This is a genomic window from Neptuniibacter sp. UBA6509 (assembly GCA_002435145.1).
In the GTDB taxonomy this organism is placed as follows: Bacteria; Pseudomonadota; Gammaproteobacteria; order Pseudomonadales; family Balneatricaceae; genus Neptuniibacter.
Genome location: DJLT01000120.1, coordinates 1 through 16,718 on the forward strand (window position 1 = coordinate 1; position 16,718 = coordinate 16,718).

General features: G+C 43.5%; 16 protein-coding genes. 8 read left to right on the plus strand and 8 right to left on the minus strand.

Features of this window, described 5'->3' with window-relative positions; translation table 11 throughout:
* Window positions 1-64: 64 nt before the first annotated feature.
* Window positions 65-496, minus strand: a complete 432-nt coding sequence (locus B4K11_RS15785; protein WP_292950713.1) for an acyl-CoA thioesterase — start codon at window positions 494-496, stop codon at window positions 65-67.
* Window positions 497-508: 12 nt separating this feature from the next.
* A complete protein-coding gene (gene bioA, locus B4K11_RS15790; protein WP_292950715.1) occupies window positions 509-1,792 on the minus strand; it encodes an adenosylmethionine--8-amino-7-oxononanoate transaminase in 1,284 nt (427 codons plus the stop codon).
* Between the two features lie 328 nt (window positions 1,793-2,120).
* Between bioA and B4K11_RS15795 the strand changes: the two genes are divergently transcribed.
* From B4K11_RS15795 to B4K11_RS15810, 4 genes are all read left to right on the plus strand, one after another.
* Window positions 2,121-2,519, plus strand: a complete 399-nt coding sequence (locus B4K11_RS15795; RefSeq protein WP_292950717.1) for a hypothetical protein — start codon at window positions 2,121-2,123, stop codon at window positions 2,517-2,519.
* A gap of 76 nt (window positions 2,520-2,595) precedes the next feature.
* A complete protein-coding gene (locus tag B4K11_RS15800; RefSeq protein ID WP_292950719.1) occupies window positions 2,596-3,447 on the plus strand; it encodes a DUF692 domain-containing protein in 852 nt (283 codons plus the stop codon).
* On the plus strand, window positions 3,428-4,204 hold the full coding sequence (locus B4K11_RS15805; protein WP_292950721.1) for a DNA-binding domain-containing protein: 777 nt from the start codon (window positions 3,428-3,430) through the stop codon (window positions 4,202-4,204). The genes B4K11_RS15800 and B4K11_RS15805 overlap by 20 nt, the downstream gene beginning before the upstream one ends.
* An 86-nt stretch (window positions 4,205-4,290) precedes the next feature.
* Window positions 4,291-4,887: a DoxX family protein gene (locus B4K11_RS15810; RefSeq protein WP_292950836.1), complete on the plus strand. Its 597-nt coding sequence runs from the start codon at window positions 4,291-4,293 to the stop codon at window positions 4,885-4,887.
* A 300-nt stretch (window positions 4,888-5,187) separates the two neighbouring features.
* Here the strand turns inward: B4K11_RS15810 and B4K11_RS15815 are convergent, their stop codons facing one another.
* From B4K11_RS15815 to B4K11_RS15825, 3 genes are all read right to left on the minus strand, one after another.
* Window positions 5,188-8,052, minus strand: coding sequence for a valine--tRNA ligase (locus B4K11_RS15815; protein WP_292950723.1), 2,865 nt, complete (start codon window positions 8,050-8,052; stop codon window positions 5,188-5,190).
* Between the two features lie 332 nt (window positions 8,053-8,384).
* On the minus strand, window positions 8,385-8,816 hold the full coding sequence (locus tag B4K11_RS15820) for a DNA polymerase III subunit chi (protein WP_292950725.1): 432 nt from the start codon (window positions 8,814-8,816) through the stop codon (window positions 8,385-8,387).
* A gap of 12 nt (window positions 8,817-8,828) precedes the next feature.
* Window positions 8,829-10,325, minus strand: coding sequence for a leucyl aminopeptidase (locus B4K11_RS15825; RefSeq protein WP_292950727.1), 1,497 nt, complete (start codon window positions 10,323-10,325; stop codon window positions 8,829-8,831).
* Window positions 10,326-10,551: 226 nt separating this feature from the next.
* Here B4K11_RS15825 and lptF point away from each other — a divergent pair, with 226 nt between their 5' ends.
* From lptF to B4K11_RS15845, 4 genes are all read left to right on the plus strand, one after another.
* Entirely contained in the window at window positions 10,552-11,670 is a 1,119-nt protein-coding gene (gene lptF, locus B4K11_RS15830) for an LPS export ABC transporter permease LptF (RefSeq protein WP_292950729.1), read from the plus strand.
* On the plus strand, window positions 11,667-12,755 hold the full coding sequence (gene lptG, locus B4K11_RS15835; protein WP_292950731.1) for an LPS export ABC transporter permease LptG: 1,089 nt from the start codon (window positions 11,667-11,669) through the stop codon (window positions 12,753-12,755). The genes lptF and lptG overlap by 4 nt, the downstream gene beginning before the upstream one ends.
* A gap of 106 nt (window positions 12,756-12,861) precedes the next feature.
* The gene (locus B4K11_RS15840) at window positions 12,862-13,416 is read left to right on the plus strand and encodes a hypothetical protein (protein WP_292950733.1); all 555 of its coding nucleotides are present in this window, start codon (window positions 12,862-12,864) and stop codon (window positions 13,414-13,416) included.
* Window positions 13,406-13,744, plus strand: a complete 339-nt coding sequence (locus B4K11_RS15845; RefSeq protein ID WP_292950735.1) for a hypothetical protein — start codon at window positions 13,406-13,408, stop codon at window positions 13,742-13,744. The genes B4K11_RS15840 and B4K11_RS15845 overlap by 11 nt, the downstream gene beginning before the upstream one ends.
* A gap of 80 nt (window positions 13,745-13,824) precedes the next feature.
* Here B4K11_RS15845 and B4K11_RS15850 read toward each other — a convergent pair whose 3' ends face one another.
* The 3 genes from B4K11_RS15850 to B4K11_RS15860 form a co-directional block, all read right to left on the minus strand.
* Window positions 13,825-14,283: an RDD family protein gene (locus tag B4K11_RS15850; protein WP_292950737.1), complete on the minus strand. Its 459-nt coding sequence runs from the start codon at window positions 14,281-14,283 to the stop codon at window positions 13,825-13,827.
* 111 nt (window positions 14,284-14,394) lie between these two features.
* Window positions 14,395-15,636 carry a YeeE/YedE family protein gene (locus B4K11_RS15855; protein ID WP_292950739.1) on the minus strand — a complete coding sequence of 414 codons (1,242 nt, stop codon included), beginning with the start codon at window positions 15,634-15,636 and terminating at the stop codon, window positions 14,395-14,397.
* A gap of 181 nt (window positions 15,637-15,817) precedes the next feature.
* Window positions 15,818-16,615, minus strand: a complete 798-nt coding sequence (locus tag B4K11_RS15860; RefSeq protein ID WP_292950740.1) for a tetratricopeptide repeat protein — start codon at window positions 16,613-16,615, stop codon at window positions 15,818-15,820.
* Window positions 16,616-16,718: the final 103 nt, after the last annotated feature.

Here is a 16,718-nt window from a genome sequence, read left to right on the forward strand (position 1 = left end):
GCCGGTATGGATGATTAATGTTTTTTTAATTTAAAAAGGCCGCTATTTTAAGCGGCCTTTTTAGTTATACGTCTTTAAATACCTTGTTTTTAAATGGCTCGGGTACGGCTCGGATCTGACGTTCTTTGTAATCAAAGAAAACAACACCTGTTTTAGCATGTGCAATTTCAACGGCTGTTTTTTTATTGGATATAAGATAGTAAATATCGCACCCGTACATCGTTAGGTCATTTAGCGCGATATCTATTTGAAGTTGATCACCATGAAAGCCTTCAGCTTTATACACAATGGCAGAATCTGTCAGGATAAGTCCTAGCCCCTCAATATCGAGCTCACCGTAATGATAATGGCTTAAAAAGCGAACCCTTGCTTCGTGGATGATGGCGAGTATAGCGTCATTGCTTAAATGGCCACCATAATTAATATCGCTGATGCGGACAGGTAGCTCAGTGGAAAAAATATAATTGTCAGGCATATCAATTTTTATTCTAGCCATGAATGAGTCCTATTAATTGTAATTAGCAATGGCATCAACCATGCCGCTGGTTAGCAAGTTTAAGTCTTCGTTTTGCATAATATAGGGTGGCATGACATAAACTAGTTTTCCAAATGGTCGTAGCCATAGCCCCCTTTTAATAAATAGTTTCTGGATGCGGGTAGTGTCTACCGCTTCTTTCATCTCAATAACACCGATAGCGCCTAGGCACCTTACATCGGCAACGTTATCGAGTGTCTTTGCTTCTGAGAGCCCTTCCTTTAGGCCTGTTTCAATCCGTTGGACGTTATTTTTCCAACTGCCTTCCAATAAAAGCTCTAAACTTTTATTGGCAACGGCGCAGGCTAGAGGATTACCCATAAAAGTAGGTCCATGCATAAAGCAGCCAGCCCCTCCTGCTGAAATAGTTTCGCCAATTTTGGTGGTGGTTAATGTGGCGGCTAAGCTCATATATCCCCCAGTGATCGCTTTGCCTACACAAAGGATATCGGGCGTGATGCCTGCGTGTTCACAAGCAAATAGTTTTCCGCTTCGGCCAAGGCCTGTGGCTATTTCATCGGCTATGAGGAGGACATTGTATTGATCGCATAATAAGCGGGCTTCACGAAGATAATCTGCAGAATAGAAGCGCATCCCGCCGGCACCTTGAACGATAGGTTCAAGTATCAGGGCAGCGATATGGTCATGATTTTGATCGAGCAGATCCTTTAGGGGTTGAATGTCTGCAATTTGCCATTCAGCACCGAATTTTGTTTCTGGTGCAGGCGCAAAGAAGTGCTTAGGGAGTATGCCGCTAAAGATTTCATGCATACCGTTAACAGGATCGCAGACCGCCATGGCTCCAAAGGTATCACCGTGATAGCCATTTTTGATTGTTAAAAGTTTATGTTTTTGCGGGAGCCCTAAAGCATGGAAGTATTGAATGGCCATTTTTATCGCAACTTCAACGGCGACAGACCCTGAATCAGCAAGAAACACTTTGTCCAAAGTTGTGGGCGTCATCTGAACGAGTTTTTTACTTAGTTCTATTGCGGGAGCGTGAGTAAGGCCGCCAAACATAACATGAGACATCTTATCAATTTGTTCATGGGCTGCCTTATTGAGTTCCGGATGGTTATAACCATGAATAACAGACCACCATGAGGCCATTCCGTCAATAAGCTCTGTACCATCTGAAAGGTTTATTCTTACCCCTGAAGCAGATTCTACTGGATACATAGGGGGCGGGTTAATCATTGAAGAGTAAGGGTGCCAAATATGTTGTTGGTCAAAATTGATCTGTTCTTGGGTGATCATCGTAAGACATCCTAAATATAAAAATATATGCGCTATGTAATATGTCTATGGAAATAAAAAAAGAGGTTCTTTTTTGATAATTAGAGCGTGCTTCATATAAAGGTTCAAGTATATGAATAATTTAAACCAAAGTTATAGGGAACAAAACACTATTAATGTGTTCTATTAAATAACTATTTATTATGGTTTTTAAGGAAACATAATATTTTAGATTAAATGAAACTTTCTGAGAAAGTGTCAGTCACAATCGCAAGAGCTAGTGACAGGCTCTGAGATTTTTTAACTATAAGCAAGATGATAATAATATCTAATTTGGGGTGTATCTAAAATGGCTAATAATTCTACTGTTAAACCTATGGTTGCTGCTGTTGGCGCGGCGTTTATTGCTGGTATGGCGACTGCGCCAGTTGCTTCTGCTGCTGAAAACCCTTTTGCCGCAACAGATCTTTCTTCAGGTTATAGCCAGCAAGTCGCTATGAATGAAGGTAAATGCGGTGAAGGTAAGTGCGGCGGTGACAAAGCTGAGAAGTCTGAAGGTAAATGTGGTGAAGGTAAGTGCGGCGGCGACAAAGCTAAGAAGTCTGAAGGCAAATGTGGCGAAGGTAAGTGCGGCGGCGACAAAGCTAAGAAGGCTGAAGGTAAATGTGGTGAAGGTAAGTGCGGCGGCGACAAAGCTAAGAAGTCTGAAGGTAAATGTGGCGAAGGCAAGTGTGGCGGTAAAAGCTAATACGCATTTAGCTTTGTAGAGCTTACAGGGGCCCTGCTATGCGGGGCCTTTTGATCTTTAAGGTTTGAGGTGGCAGATGAGCAGAGATAGTTATCCTGTAGAAGGTGCTGGTTTTGGATTTCGACGTTGTATGTCGGAAACGTTAAAAGAAGTTGAGCCCGATGCATTCGATTTTTTGGAGATAGCGCCTGAAAACTGGATGGGGCTAGGCGGTCGTTTTGGTAAAGCGTTTCGTCAGTATACAGAGCAACACCCTTTTATGGCTCATGGCTTATCGCTTTCTATTGGTGGTCCAACACCTTTAGATATGGAGTTTCTTACGCGACTTAAAGCGTTTATGAAAGAGCATAACATTCGTGGTTATTCTGAGCATTTGAGCTACTGTTCAGATGATGGGCATCTCTATGATTTGATGCCGATACCTTTCACTGAAGAGGCTGTGACTTATGTTTCGCAGCGTATTCGCCAAGTGCAAGATGTGCTCGAGCAAAAAATCGCGATGGAGAATGTCTCCTTTTATGGGGCTCCAGGATCAGAAATGTCAGAACAGGAGTTCTTGCTTGCTGTGCTCGAAGAGGCTGACTGTGATCTGTTGCTTGATGTGAATAATATCTATGTGAATAGTATTAATCACAAGTACGATGCGGTTGAGTTTCTTAAGTCGATGCCAGCTGATCGCATTATGTATCTACATATAGCGGGACACTACACTGAAGCTGAAGATCTTATTGTTGATACCCATGGGGCACCTGTTGTTGATCCTGTTTGGTCGCTTTTACAGCAAACTTATAAACAGTTTGGTTTGTTGCCTACACTGCTTGAGCGTGACTTTAACATTCCTCCAATGGCAGAGTTGTTGGAAGAAGTTCAGCAGGTTCGTTTTTATCAAAACCAATGGAAGATGAGTCATGCACAAACCGTCGCCTGAACAGCCTCATTTTCAGACTCTGCAATATCAGTTTGCAGCTCATATCCGAAATCCTGACAAAAATGCAGCTCCTTCAGATATTGAAGATCGCAGAATGGCGATCTACAGAGATCTATTTTTTAACAACGTTGAAGGGTTTCTATCTGGGAACTTTCCCGTATTAAAGCAGATTAGTTCGCAGGCGTATTGGCTACGTTTAGCGCGAGGCTTTTTTGATACACACCGTTGTCATACTCCCTATTTTTTAGAGATAGGTGAAGAGTTTATAGCGTATATCAATAATGAATACGTTGCTTGCGATGATGATCCTGTTTTTCTTGAAGAGCTTATTCATTATGAATGGGTCGAGCTTGCGTTAGATGCTTCAACGATTGAGTTGCCTGTGCAAAATGTAGATGCCAATGGTGATTTGTTAGAGAGGCATCCAGTTCAGTCCCCTCTGGCGTGGCTGTTGTCTTATCAGTTTCCAGTGCATTGTATTCGGCCAGATTTTCAACCGAATACGCCCTCTGAATCACCGACTTTTTTAATCGTTTATCGTAATAGGGAAGATGAAGTTAATTTTATGGAGGTGAACTCCGTAACTGGACGTTTATTGTATCTGCTTTCAGAGGATGAGCAGCTAACAGGATCAGCCGCTTTAGAGCAAATAGCTGAAGAGATGAATCACCCGCAAGTTGAGCAAGTTGTATCTGGTGGTTTACAGACCATGGAGCATTTGCGCTCTAAAGGGATTCTCTTAGGAACAAAAATATAATTATAAAATGCCAAGCACTGGGAGCCTATTGATAGCTTCCTTGATTTGGCATATTAATCAAAGGTGCGTATATGGCTAATGCAGTTATGAATTTGGCTAATCGACTACAAGATATTTTAAATAGTACACGTTGCGCAGATGGTTTGGCGCCACTGTTACTGCGTTTATACCTAGCGCCTGTATTCATGCAGGCGGGTTGGAATAAACTTTCTCATTTTGAAGATACCGCGGCTTGGTTTGGAAATCCTGATTGGGGGTTAGGCTTGCCAATGCCTGAACTACTGGCTGGTTTAGCGGCGACAACTGAACTTGTCGGTGGGGTGCTTTTGATTGTCGGTTTAGCTGTGCGATGGGTAAGTATTCCACTTATGATGACGATGCTAGTGGCTGCGTTTGCGGTGCATTGGGACAACGGCTGGTTGGCCATAGCTGATGGCGGTAGTTGGTTGGCTAACGAGCGTGTGATGGATGCTCAAGAGCGATTGGGGGCAGTCAAAAGCATATTAAATGAGCATGGTAACTATAGTTGGTTAACGGAAAAGGGGTCTGTAGTTATTCTTAATAACGGGATCGAATTTGCGATTACTTATTTCATCATGTTGTTTAGTTTATTCTTTACTGGTGCAGGCCGGATTTTTAGTATCGATTATTGGATCGCTAAGGCTTGCTGCAAGTGTGAATAAAAGACCTGAGTGGTCGAAAGAGACAGATTAGGTTTTAAAAAGAAGCTTTTTAAGTGGCCCTTGATAGTTAGATTTATAACTATGGAGGGCTTTTTTATATGTAAATTAATACGCTATTTAGGTTAGGGGTTCGTAATCGAATTAGGTGGTTAGAGGGCAAGGTATGGCCTTTCGCAGAAGCTAAAAGGCCTAATCTCAGTGCTGTACCGAAATTAGGCCTTTTGCTTGGTAACTTAAGAGTTCAATTTAATGAATTACTCTTAGTTACTGTTCTGTTGCTGCCAGTTAGTAAACTGAAGCTTAAAGCGCTTCGATCTTAGCGTACTGCTCTTGTAGCTTATCAAAAGCAGATTGAGCTGTTTCCATCTTTTCGCGCTCTTTAGCGATAACCGCTTCAGGTGCATTAGATACAAACTTCTCGTTGCTTAGCTTACCTTTCACTCGGCCGATATCTTTCTGTAGCTTGTCTAGTTCTTTCTGTAGGCGGGCCAACTCGGCGTCTTTGTTAATCAGGCCTGCCATTGGCACGAGTACTTCCATATCGCCAACAAGCTGTGTAGCGGACATCGGTGCTTCATCACCGGCATTCAGCCATGTGATGCTTTCCAATGCGGCCAGCTTGCTTAAGAAGGTACGGTTCGCTTCTAGGCGTGTTAAGTCTTCAGGGCTGCCGTTTTGTAGCATTACGGTTATCTCTTTAGCTGGGGATATACCCATTTCACCACGGATGTTACGTACACCCGTGATAACGCCTTTAAGCCATTCGATCTCGGCTTCCGCTGCGGCATCGTGTTTACCGGTGCTTGCAACAGGATAAGGCTGGTTCATGATGGTATCGCCATCTTTACCGGCTAAGCCTTTCACTTGCTGCCAGATCTCTTCCGTAATGTACGGCATGATTGGGTGAGCAAGGCGAAGTAGAACTTCAAGCACGCGTACTAAGGTGTGGCGTGTGCCACGCTTAGCTTCTGCAGAAGCGTCTTCATCCCACAATACAGGCTTGGATAGCTCTAAGTACCAACCGCAGTATTCGTTCCAGATGAAGTCATAAAGGGTTTTGGACGCCATATCGAAACGGTATTCATCAAAGTGTTTAACCACTTCAGTTTCAACTGCTTGCAGGCGGCTTGTGATCCAGCGATCTGCTAGAGATAGCTCCATTGCTGCGTTATCTGCTGTATTTTGACCGCAATCTTCGCCTTCTGTATTCATTAGAACGTAGCGCGCTGCGTTCCAGATTTTGTTACAGAAGTTACGGTAGCCTTCTAGACGCTTCATATCCCAGTTGATATCACGGCCAGTAGAGGCCAGTGCAGCAAGGGTGAAACGAAGGGCGTCGGTACCGTGGGCTTGAATGCCTTCTGGGAACTCTTTCTCGGTACGCTTGCCGATTTTAGCCGCCTGTTGAGGCTGCATCATATTACCGGTACGCTTTTCTAACAGTGTATCCAGCTCGATGCCGTCGATCATATCCAATGGGTCAAGTACGTTACCTTTGGACTTAGACATTTTGTCGCCATTTTCGTCACGGATTAGGCCGGTAACGTAAACGGTTTTGAACGGTACTTGTGGTTTGCCATCTTCATCTTTCATGAAGTGCATGGTCATCATGATCATGCGAGCTACCCAGAAGAAAATAATGTCGAAACCGGTAACCAGTACATCCGTTGGATGGAATGTCTGTAGGCGCTGAGTGTTTTCAGGCCAGCCTAGTGTTCCGAATGTCCATAGTGCAGAACTGAACCAAGTATCCAATACGTCATCGTCTTGGCGTAGTTCAAGTTCAGGGTCTAGGTTGTATTTTTTGCGAGCGCTCTCTTTGTCGTTAGCAACATAAACATTGCCTTCGTTGTCATAGAACGCTGGAATACGGTGGCCCCACCATAGCTGACGCGAAATACACCAGTCTTGGATATCATTCATCCAAGCGTTGTACATGTTCTCATACTGCTGCGGGACAAATTTAATGTCGCCGTTAGCAACGGCATCTACCGCTGGTTTTGCCAGTGTCTTAGCATCGGCAAACCATTGGTCTGTTAGCATCGGCTCGATAACAACACCACCACGGTCACCGTAAGGTACAGTCATGTCGTTCTCTTCGATTTTAACCAGTAAGCCGGCTTCCTCGAAGTCAGCTACGATCTGACGACGCGCAGCGAAACGTTCCATACCACGGTATTTTTCCGGGATTGTTGTTTCAAGATCGTTGTTAGGTGTGCCATCAGTGTTAAAGCCTTCACCTTCATCACGAATATCCGCATTAAAGGTTAGGATGTTGATCATGGGTAGGTTGCAGCGTTTGCCAACTTCATTATCGTTGAAGTCATGTGCAGGCGTGATTTTTACACAACCGGTACCTTTTTCCATATCAGCATGTTCATCACCTACGATAGGGATGCGGCGGCCAACTAATGGAAGAATAATCTCTTTGCCGATCAGATCGTTATAGCGCTCATCATCCGGGTTAACCGCAACGCCGGTATCACCTAACATGGTTTCTGGACGAGTCGTACCAACAACAAGGAACTCTTCACCTGATGCTGTTTTAGCGCCATCAGCTAATGGGTAACGTAGGTACCACATTTTACCTTTGGTATCTTTGTTCTCTACTTCTAGATCAGAGATCGCGGTGTGAAGTTTTGGATCCCAGTTTACGAGGCGTTTACCACGGTAAACCAAACCTTCGTCATACAGACGGATGAAAACTTCTTGCACCGCATGGTAGAAGCCGGAGTCCATTGTGAAACGTTCACTTGGCCAATCTACGGAGTTACCTAAGCGGCGCATCTGGTTAGTGATGGTACCACCGGATTCCTCTTTCCATTCCCAGATTTTTTCGATAAACGCATCACGGCCTAGGTCATGGCGTGTTTGCTGGCTTTCTGCCGCCAACTTACGCTCGACAACCATCTGTGTTGCGATACCTGCGTGGTCTGTACCCACCTGCCATAGTGTGTTTTTACCCTGCATACGCTTATAGCGTGTTAGGGCATCCATGATTGTATGCTGGAAAGCGTGACCCATGTGTAAGCTGCCAGTGACGTTTGGCGGCGGAATCATTATGCAGTAGGAGTCACCTTCGCCTGAAGGGGCGAAGTAGTTGTTGTCTTCCCAGGTTTTGTACCAGGATTTTTCGATCTCTTGCGGCTGGTAAGTAGTTTCCATGGCGCTCTAGTGCTTCCGAAAATCAGTCAATTGGGGCTTCCCTGAATGTATTGGGAAGCACAAATAAACCCGGCATTATACAGGTTAAAGCTGGCTGGTGGCGAGGGAATGGCGAGAAATGTCTGATTTTTCAGCGTATATTTTTACGCCCAAACCTAGACCGTGCGGTATAGGAAGTACACTCTGTAAGCGGAGCTATTATTTTGAGATCTGTAAGAGGTTAGCTTCTAAGTGATAAATAAGCCTTTTCTGCTGATGATTGATCAATCGTGAGGGGGGAGCGCTAAAAGGCGAGGAGCGGGGGGGGGGCAGAATAAAAGCCTGTAAGAAATTTATTTCTTTCTCATATCATGCATATCAATTTTGACACTGTTTTTTTGATAGATCTTATAGTTACTGCGAGTGGCAGTAAGTATGTCCTCGCTCTGGATGACAATTTCCAGAATGCGATCGTATTTTAGAGCATCTTCTGGAATACCTAAATCAAGATTAACGTAAACATCTTGATGCTGAGGTCGCTGACTGTCCCAGCCAATCTTCACCCCGGCGTTATCTGTTTCGTTTGTCAAACTATGTGGAATAAATGACTCTGGACGATATTCCCAGAGAAGCTGATCTATACGTTGAGCTTCAGTTTCATTGCTAGCTTGTATGAATATCTCATGCCCTAGAGCACGAATCTTTTCAACAAGGCGGCAAAGGAAGCGAGCCCGAGCATCTGGATCGCTTGAAGGCAGAACGTAAAAATCAGCTTTACTGGTCATGTGATTACTTACTTACTCTTCGTCAGCTGCTTGGTTAAGCAGGTACTGAGTCAATAGAGGAACACAGCGACCGGTAGCGCCTTTCGCTTTGCCACCACTGTGCCATGCAACACCCGCGATATCTAAGTGCGCCCAACGGTATTCAGTAGTGAAGCGTGAAAGGAAGCAGGCTGCTGTAATTGTGCCGCCAGGACGGCCGCCAATGTTAGCGATATCTGCAAAGTTTGAATCTAGCTGCTCTTGGAATTCATCCCAAAGAGGTAGCTGCCAAGCTTTATCTGATGCTTGATTACCTGCTTCAATCAATTCCTTTGCGAGATCATCATGTTTAGTCAATACGCCTGTAGCGTGGTGACCTAGTGCGATAATACAAGCGCCGGTTAATGTTGCGATATCAACCACTGATGCAGGTTCAAAACGACCAGCATAAGTTAGGGCGTCACAAAGAACTAAGCGGCCTTCGGCATCAGTGTTAAGGATCTCGACAGTCTGACCAGACATGGTTGTTACTATATCGCCAGGCTTTGTCGCGTTACCACTTGGCATATTCTCTGCCGCTGCAACAATACCGACTACATTGATAGGTAACGCCATTTCGCTGATGGATGTCATAGCACCGAATACACTGGCAGCGCCACACATGTCGTATTTCATCTCGTCCATACCAGCGCCTCCTTTAAGGGAGATGCCGCCTGTATCAAATGTGATACCTTTGCCGACAAGTACATGTGGTTTTTCACCTTCAGGTCCGCCTTTGTATTCCATAACAATAAGCTTTGAAGGTTCAACACTGCCGACACCGACAGATAGTAGGCAGTGCATGCCTAACTCTTTCATCTCATCTTCGTCAACAATCGTTGCTGTTAGCGCGTCAAATTCGTCGTCCAGTTCAAGTGCTTGGTCAGCAAGATAAGTCGGTGTACAGATGTTTCCGGGCAGGTTGCCTAGGTCACGAGCTAAGCTCATGCCGTTAACAATGGCTGTGCCATCTAGTAGGGCTGTTTCCGCTAGGTCTGAGTTTTCTTCACTAATAAGCAGAGAGATCTGTTCTAATTTAAGAGGGTCTGCCTTTTTACTTTTGGTTTCGTCATATTTGTAAAGTTCAGCACCGCTCCATTCAACTAAGTGACGAAGTTGACGGTATTGATCAGGGTCATCAGACAGTACGCAATCAACAGCAAAAACCGCATTTTTAACGGCTGTGCTTTTGATGATACCCATTGCAGCAGTTACCGTTTTACGCAAATTACGGTTATTTCGTTCGTCTTCTTTACCAAAGCCAAGAAGAAGAACACGTTTTGCAGCTAACCCCGGTACTTTATGTAAAAGTAATGTTTCTGCATTTTTACCACTGATGTCGCCACCTTGAAGGATATCAGTGATATAACCAGAGCTGGCTTCATCGGCTAATTTAGCGGCAGGGGATAACGTTGTATCTGCTTCTACTGCGATGATAAGGCATTCTGTTTCTAGTGATGCGATATCACCGTTTACAATTTCAAAATCCATGTTGGCTCCAACTTGAGTCGCGTTAGCGTCTGAACAAGACATTGTCTGCGGATTAAAGGATAATGCTGGATACTATATAGCTGAGTGACCCGATACTAAATAAGTTTTAGTATTCGTTTTCATATATAAGGGCCCAGCTGGTTTATAACAATCCGCTTTGTTTAATGTTTATGCCGCATAATATAAACCATTTTTGTGTCGGTAACAGTTATCGCAAGGACATAGAGTGATCGTTTTTCGTTATTTAGCACGTGAAGTGCTGTTGAGTATGCTCGCTGTGAGCTCTGTTCTACTTGTCATTATTATGAGTGGGCGTTTTGTTAAGTATCTATCTAAGGCCGCGGTTGGGGAGTTAGACGCAAGTGTTTTGTTCTCTATCATGCTCTATCGCCTTCCTGGCTTTCTTGAATTAATCCTTCCTTTAGGTTTATTTCTCGGCTTTTTGCTGGGTTATGGGCGTTTGTATCTTGAAAGTGAGATGACTGTACTTGAGGCCTGCGGTATGAGTCGTCGACGTCTTATTGCGTATTCGACCGGGCCCGCGTTATTAGTTGCATTGGTTGTGGGTGGTTTATCAACCGTTGTATCACCTTTTGGTGCATCTGAAACCAATAAGATTTTTGATCAGCAGGAAAATCGTAGTGAGCTCGAAAGTCTGGTTCCGGGGCGTTTTCAAAGCCAAGAGTCTAGTAGTCGGGTCATATATACGGATTCAGTGGGTAAAGATGGCCAATTAGGCATGATCTTTATGGCCGATCGTAATAAAAGCACTAAACGTGTACAAATTACGCTGGCGCAAAGTGGTAATACATTAACGGATGTTGAGCGTGATCAGCGCTTTCTTGTTTTAGCCGATGGTTATCGTTATGAGGGTAATCCAGGTTTAGGGGATTATGTTGAGTTAGGGTTTGATAATTACGGAACAGAAATTGAACGTAAAAACAGAGAAATACGCTATGACAACGTTGAGGCGTTGCCAACATCTGAGCTATGGCAATCTAAAGAACCTAGTCATCAAGCACAGTTGAATTGGCGTTTGTCTTTGCCTGTATTAGCTATGGTTGTTATGTTGTTAGCGGTACCTTTAAGTCGAGTGAATCCACGACAGGGGCGTTTCGCACGTTTAGTTCCTTCGATTTTAATCTATCTCATGTATATCTCTATTTTGAGTAGTGTGACAAGCGATGTTAGCGAAGGTGATAAAAGTGCCTTTGCTATTTGGATGGTTCATATTGGTTTTATTATTTTGGCCCTAAATATGATTTTATTGGGCGGTTTTTGGAGTCGCCTTTATAACCAAATACCAGTACCTACTTTACGTTTACTTTGGAAAAAACGTTCATGAAGATACTTGATCTTTACGTTGCTCGGCATGTTCTAGGCGGTTTTTTTATCGTGCTTTTAGTCGTCGCTGGGTTAGACATGCTGTTTGCATTGGTCGAGGAGATGAAGGATGTTGAAGGGGCTTATACGTTTAGTGAGGCGCTGAAGTATGTTGCCTTAACGGGCCCTCGTCGTTTGTATGAGTTTATCCCATTATCTAGTCTAATTGGATGTCTATTAGGTTTAGGTATTCTGGCCTCAAGTTCAGAACTGACGGTGATGCGTGCGGCGGGCATCTCTACATTCGGAATTATTGTAGCCGTTATGAAACCAGTACTTGTGATCATCGTGATGGCATTAAGTCTAGGGGAGTTTGTCGTTCCTCATTCTGAACAGAGTGCCCAGAGTCATCGGCAGGTGATGCAGACGGGTAACAGTATTATTAGTGACGCGAGTCGTGTTTGGCATCGTGATGAGATGACCTTTTTACAGATCAATGCGGTGATTCCTGATGGAACAGTTCGTGGCGTAACGCGTTATGAATTTAATGATGATATGACATTAGCACGTGCTAGCTATGCTAAAACGGGACATTATGATGGACAAATGTGGCAGCTTAAAAACATTAGAGAAACCCGTTTCCCTAAGTCTAGTGATGTTTCTAGCCCAGAGTTAGCTGGATTATCGACAGATTTACTTAAAAAGGAAACTTGGAGTAGTGGTTTAACACCGGAGTTGCTAAAAGTTGTTATGGTTAAGCCTGCAAACTTATCGATGTCAGGGTTAGCGTCTTATAGCTCTTATTTGGAAGAGCAAGGTCTTGCATCTTCTCAATACAGGGTGGCATTTTGGACAAAGCTTCTACTTCCCGCTGCTGTCTTCGCCTTGGTACTGGTGGCTGTATCTTTTATTTTTGGCCCTTTACGAAGCGTGACTCTAGGTCAACGTTTGATTACGGGCATTATTGTCGGACTTACATTTAAGCTTACTCAGGATATTTTAGGGCCAACAAGCGCAGTGTTTGGGTTTTCCCCTTTTATCGCTGTGATGACCCCTATTGTTATCTGTACCGCGCTTGGCTTCTGGTTGCTTAATCGGGCGAAGTAATGAGTTCCTGATTCTATATATGCTCTTTAAGGCGTGTTTGCTTATATATGAAAACTGTTTTCTAATTTTTGGACTAAGTTTATTTATATAATTACAAGGATGTGTAATGAAAAAAAGACTGTTTAGTATTTTATTTCCTTTTTTTTTAGTCTTAATGCTTTCAGGGTGTGGGTCGTTAGGTGAAAAGACTTCAAATTTGCAGCTGGTTTTCAGTTCTAGTTATCACTTAGATTTGCCTGTTAGCTTTTTTCAGAATACTAAAATTGCCAAAGCATCAGATATTATTTTGAAATTTGATGATGAGGCGTATGTGTCATTTGGAATTATAACCCGTGATCTTGAAGGTTTAGATACTAGCTTTGATCTGTTGTTGTACCCAGAGTTTATATTGGGGGTAAAGGCTCCCCATTCAGTATCTGAACGATCGAAGAAAAAGTTTATTGCTTCTTATAATGTATATAAATATCGTTTAGGGGGCTTTCATATCGAAAAGAAAGAATTCAATGAGGTATACATATTTCTAGCCAAAGGTGATAACCAGTCTGTGGCTTTTGTTGTCAATAAAATTGAGCCTTCTCAAGTGCTTGTGATTGATTTTAATGCTGTCAGTGACAGTAGAATGGAAACTATTCTTAAAGGATTAAGACATAATGCTGACTGAAAAAGAAAAACGCGATCTGTATGAAATTATTGAGTTCACAATAGGTCGTGATACGTCTATACAGAGAAATATATCATCGTTTAATGAGCGCACTGTATTGGCGGTGGAGGAAATGCTTAATGAAATTTCCCGGTGTAATGGAAGTATGAAAGAGCTCATTGTGAATTTAGTATCTGGATCATCCATTCTTGCAAAAGGGTGGCTAAAACGATCATTGAACGAATTTAATCGGATGCTCAAATATAAACAGGCAGCGCTTAATGGTTATGGTTGCATGGTAAGTGTTAAAAGCTATTGGAAAAATGCAATTATTGTCACCACAATCTAAGAAAAATGCGAATATGCCCCGTAGTGCCCACTGAGAAAGTCAGGGACTTGTTCGCAGGTTCCCTAATTTAATGGCGTGCCTTATTCCAAAACCTTAGCGTTCTTGGGCAGCTCAACCACATGAGTACCTGATGCTAGATCATGCCATGTCATTTTCTGTTTATTGATAAACATCCATAAAAAACCTGCTCCTGCGGCTCCGATGGAAAATATGCCTACTATGTAGCGTAGTAAGCATTGGCTGAAATTAAGACGATTCCCTTCTGTTGTTTGTACTCTTAGACGCCAAGCTAGCATGCCTAATGTTTGGCCGTTGCGCATCCAAAAAAAGGAAAGGAATAGGTAGGTCAATATAAATAGGAACGATTGAAATAGAGGTCCTTCGACCGCTTCACCTGCATTAAAAGCGGTTGTCACAATCCCTGTAGCGACCATGAGTAGCGAGATTATCAGTAACATATCGTAGATGAAAGCCCCTAAACGTTTCATTGGGCTGGCTGTTTTTACATCTGAATAGGTTTCTTTAAAAGGTCGAGTCATAAAAATCTACTGTGTTTAATTCTTGAATAAAGTTGAGTTGTTATCAACAAACGGGTTGGTGCCGTTAAAGTGAGCTAGTTTAAGGCTTAGGCATCTGATGTCTAGAATTTATCAGCACGCACTGCGTGTTGATGTATTTGCATCTAACTTAAACAGAGGTCTTAAGTAACTTCCAAGGTAACTTCCTGCGAATGCGGATATTAACCAAAGCCAACCGTGTAAGCTGCCAGAGGCAATGCCACCAAAATAGGCACCGATATTACAGCCAAATGCTATGGTGGCGCCATAGCCAAGCATTAATCCGCCTAGAATTGCTGCGACCCAGTGAAGTAAAGGTAAACGCCATTCAAAGGAGAATTTACCTGCTAGTGAGGCGGCTAAAAATGCACCCAGAAGTACGCCGGCATTCATTACAGAATTAACATCGCTGGTCAGCGCCTCACCTAAAGCGGTTTCGCGTCCTGGTTGTAGCCAATAGGTCCAGAAATCGAGCTCAAGTTCTATTTCGAGTAACATCGCGAGTTTAGCGCCCCATAGGGGGTAAGCGACGGCAACAGCCCAAGGTCGTCCTGTGAGAGCAAGCGTCACAAAGTTGAGTATTGCTAATGCAACCGCTCCCCATATAAATGGCCACGGGCCTTGAAGATAGCGTCGCCAATTACTTAAATTATTAAAGGTGGACTCACTTTCAATAGCGCCATGTGTTCGTTTCTCTAGCCATATGGTAAAAGCTGCTATCAGAGAAAAGATTAATAGGTTAATAATAATGGCGCTGGTGATGCCGGCTGTATCAATTAAAGAAACGGGAGCTAACTGAGGCAGTTGCATCCACCATTCGTAATCGGCAGTTGCCCATAACCCTCCAGCGATGAAGCCGATGATGCTGGGAATTGCGCGAAATTGCCCACCGCCTGCGTGGTATAGATTACCTGAAGCGCATCCGTTACCTAATTGCATACCAATACCAAAGATAAAAGCACCAATGATGACGGAAAATCCTAGTGGGCGTGTGTAGCCACGAACTTCTTCACCGAAGAGTTCGCCTGCGCCGAGTGCTGGGAAGAATAAACAGACCGCGACAGCGAGCATCAGCATCTGTGCTCTGAGCCCTTGGCCACGGCGATTGATGATGAAATTTCGCCAAGCAGTAGTGAAACCAAATGAGGCATGGAAAAGTGTCAGCCCAAGTAGCCCTCCGACTAGCATGAGCCACATATGCTTGCTCGATTCATATGTATATAGCCAAAAAAGGCTATAGGTGAAGAGGCTGGCGGCAATTAGAGTGATCGTGGATTTATTCTTAATGGAAGAAATCAACTTTACTTCTTTAGGGGGCGTTTTCACGCTATTCATAGGCAACGTCGTCGTATAGCGTCAAATGGGTCTAGTAAATTTATAAAGTTTCTTGAAAAAATAAGTGGTTATTATATCACCAATAGAAAGCTTTTTTTAATGAAAAAAATTGGGTTTACTTAGTGCTAGACATGAAAAAGGCGATCTATTGATCGCCTTATTATCTAACAGTCGCTGAGTATTACTCGCCGATATATTCTTTACGGTATTCCATTGCGAGCTCTTTGGCTTCTGCGAGTTCGCTGTCATTTAACTTCATGACTAAGCGCTTCTCTATTTCGACCGCTGTACGGTTACCTAACTCTGCTGCGTTGTGCATCCACGCATAAGCTAAGATATTTGTATTTTGATCAGTTTGAGAACCGTGGCTGTTTGAATATAGCGTGCCCAAGAAAAACATCGCATCCGTATGGCCTTGTTGAGCAGCTTTTCGATACCAGCGTTCTGCTTCGGCGAAGTCTTGATCGACGCCCGTACCAAAATTATAGCTACGACCGATATTATGTTGAGCAGCAACAAGTCCTTGGTCAGCAGCTTTTAGGTACCATTGAATGGCTTGATCAGGGCTACGCGGCATGCCGTATCCAAACTCAGCCATTGTTCCCAATCTATTTTGTGCTACTGAATCGCCAGCTTCTGCTGCGGGACGGACAGTTTCCAGCTCTTTAACATACTCTATATGCTTAATTGCACGTAGGCTATTAACACTTCCCATGTGCCCCTTTGAAGCGCCTCGTTTGTAGTAACGTAGTGCTTTCTTCTTATCTTGGTCAACGCCCCAGCCATTTTCATACATCTGGCCGACCATATTTAAGGCTTCAGGGTTGCCTTCTTTAGCGAGGGTATTTAGCTCTTCAAATGCAGTGGCGTAGTCTTTTTTGTCAAAAGCTAGAGTGCCTTTGCCTAGATCTGATGCCATAAGTTCAGTTGCACTGATGCTTAGTATTAAGCTTGCTGCTAAAAGAATCTGTTTCTTCATCGATTGTTGCCCACGTAAATTTTAGTTAGGGGTCGAGAGAGGTCGACAATTATAACCATATTGAATGAAAATTGTTGATACCTTAGTCGGAATACTCAATAAC

What these genes read in the sequence shown, in the direction of transcription:
- B4K11_RS15820 (WP_292950725.1), bottom strand. Translation starts at nt 8,816, where the DNA reads ATGACCAGTAAAGCTGATTTTTACGTTCTGCCTTCAAGCGATCCAGAT.
- B4K11_RS15850 (WP_292950737.1), bottom strand. Translation starts at nt 14,283, where the DNA reads ATGACTCGACCTTTTAAAGAAACCTATTCAGATGTAAAAACAGCCAGC.
- B4K11_RS15810 (WP_292950836.1), top strand. Translation starts at nt 4,291, where the DNA reads ATGAATTTGGCTAATCGACTACAAGATATTTTAAATAGTACACGTTGC.
- B4K11_RS15855 (WP_292950739.1), bottom strand. Translation starts at nt 15,636, where the DNA reads ATGAATAGCGTGAAAACGCCCCCTAAAGAAGTAAAGTTGATTTCTTCC.
- B4K11_RS15795 (WP_292950717.1), top strand. Translation starts at nt 2,121, where the DNA reads ATGGCTAATAATTCTACTGTTAAACCTATGGTTGCTGCTGTTGGCGCG.
- B4K11_RS15840 (WP_292950733.1), top strand. Translation starts at nt 12,862, where the DNA reads ATGAAAAAAAGACTGTTTAGTATTTTATTTCCTTTTTTTTTAGTCTTA.
- B4K11_RS15785 (WP_292950713.1), bottom strand. Translation starts at nt 496, where the DNA reads ATGGCTAGAATAAAAATTGATATGCCTGACAATTATATTTTTTCCACT.
- bioA (WP_292950715.1), bottom strand. Translation starts at nt 1,792, where the DNA reads ATGATCACCCAAGAACAGATCAATTTTGACCAACAACATATTTGGCAC.
- lptG (WP_292950731.1), top strand. Translation starts at nt 11,667, where the DNA reads ATGAAGATACTTGATCTTTACGTTGCTCGGCATGTTCTAGGCGGTTTT.
- B4K11_RS15860 (WP_292950740.1), bottom strand. Translation starts at nt 16,615, where the DNA reads ATGAAGAAACAGATTCTTTTAGCAGCAAGCTTAATACTAAGCATCAGT.
- B4K11_RS15825 (WP_292950727.1), bottom strand. Translation starts at nt 10,325, where the DNA reads ATGGATTTTGAAATTGTAAACGGTGATATCGCATCACTAGAAACAGAA.
- B4K11_RS15800 (WP_292950719.1), top strand. Translation starts at nt 2,596, where the DNA reads ATGAGCAGAGATAGTTATCCTGTAGAAGGTGCTGGTTTTGGATTTCGA.
- B4K11_RS15805 (WP_292950721.1), top strand. Translation starts at nt 3,428, where the DNA reads ATGCACAAACCGTCGCCTGAACAGCCTCATTTTCAGACTCTGCAATAT.
- B4K11_RS15845 (WP_292950735.1), top strand. Translation starts at nt 13,406, where the DNA reads ATGCTGACTGAAAAAGAAAAACGCGATCTGTATGAAATTATTGAGTTC.
- B4K11_RS15815 (WP_292950723.1), bottom strand. Translation starts at nt 8,052, where the DNA reads ATGGAAACTACTTACCAGCCGCAAGAGATCGAAAAATCCTGGTACAAA.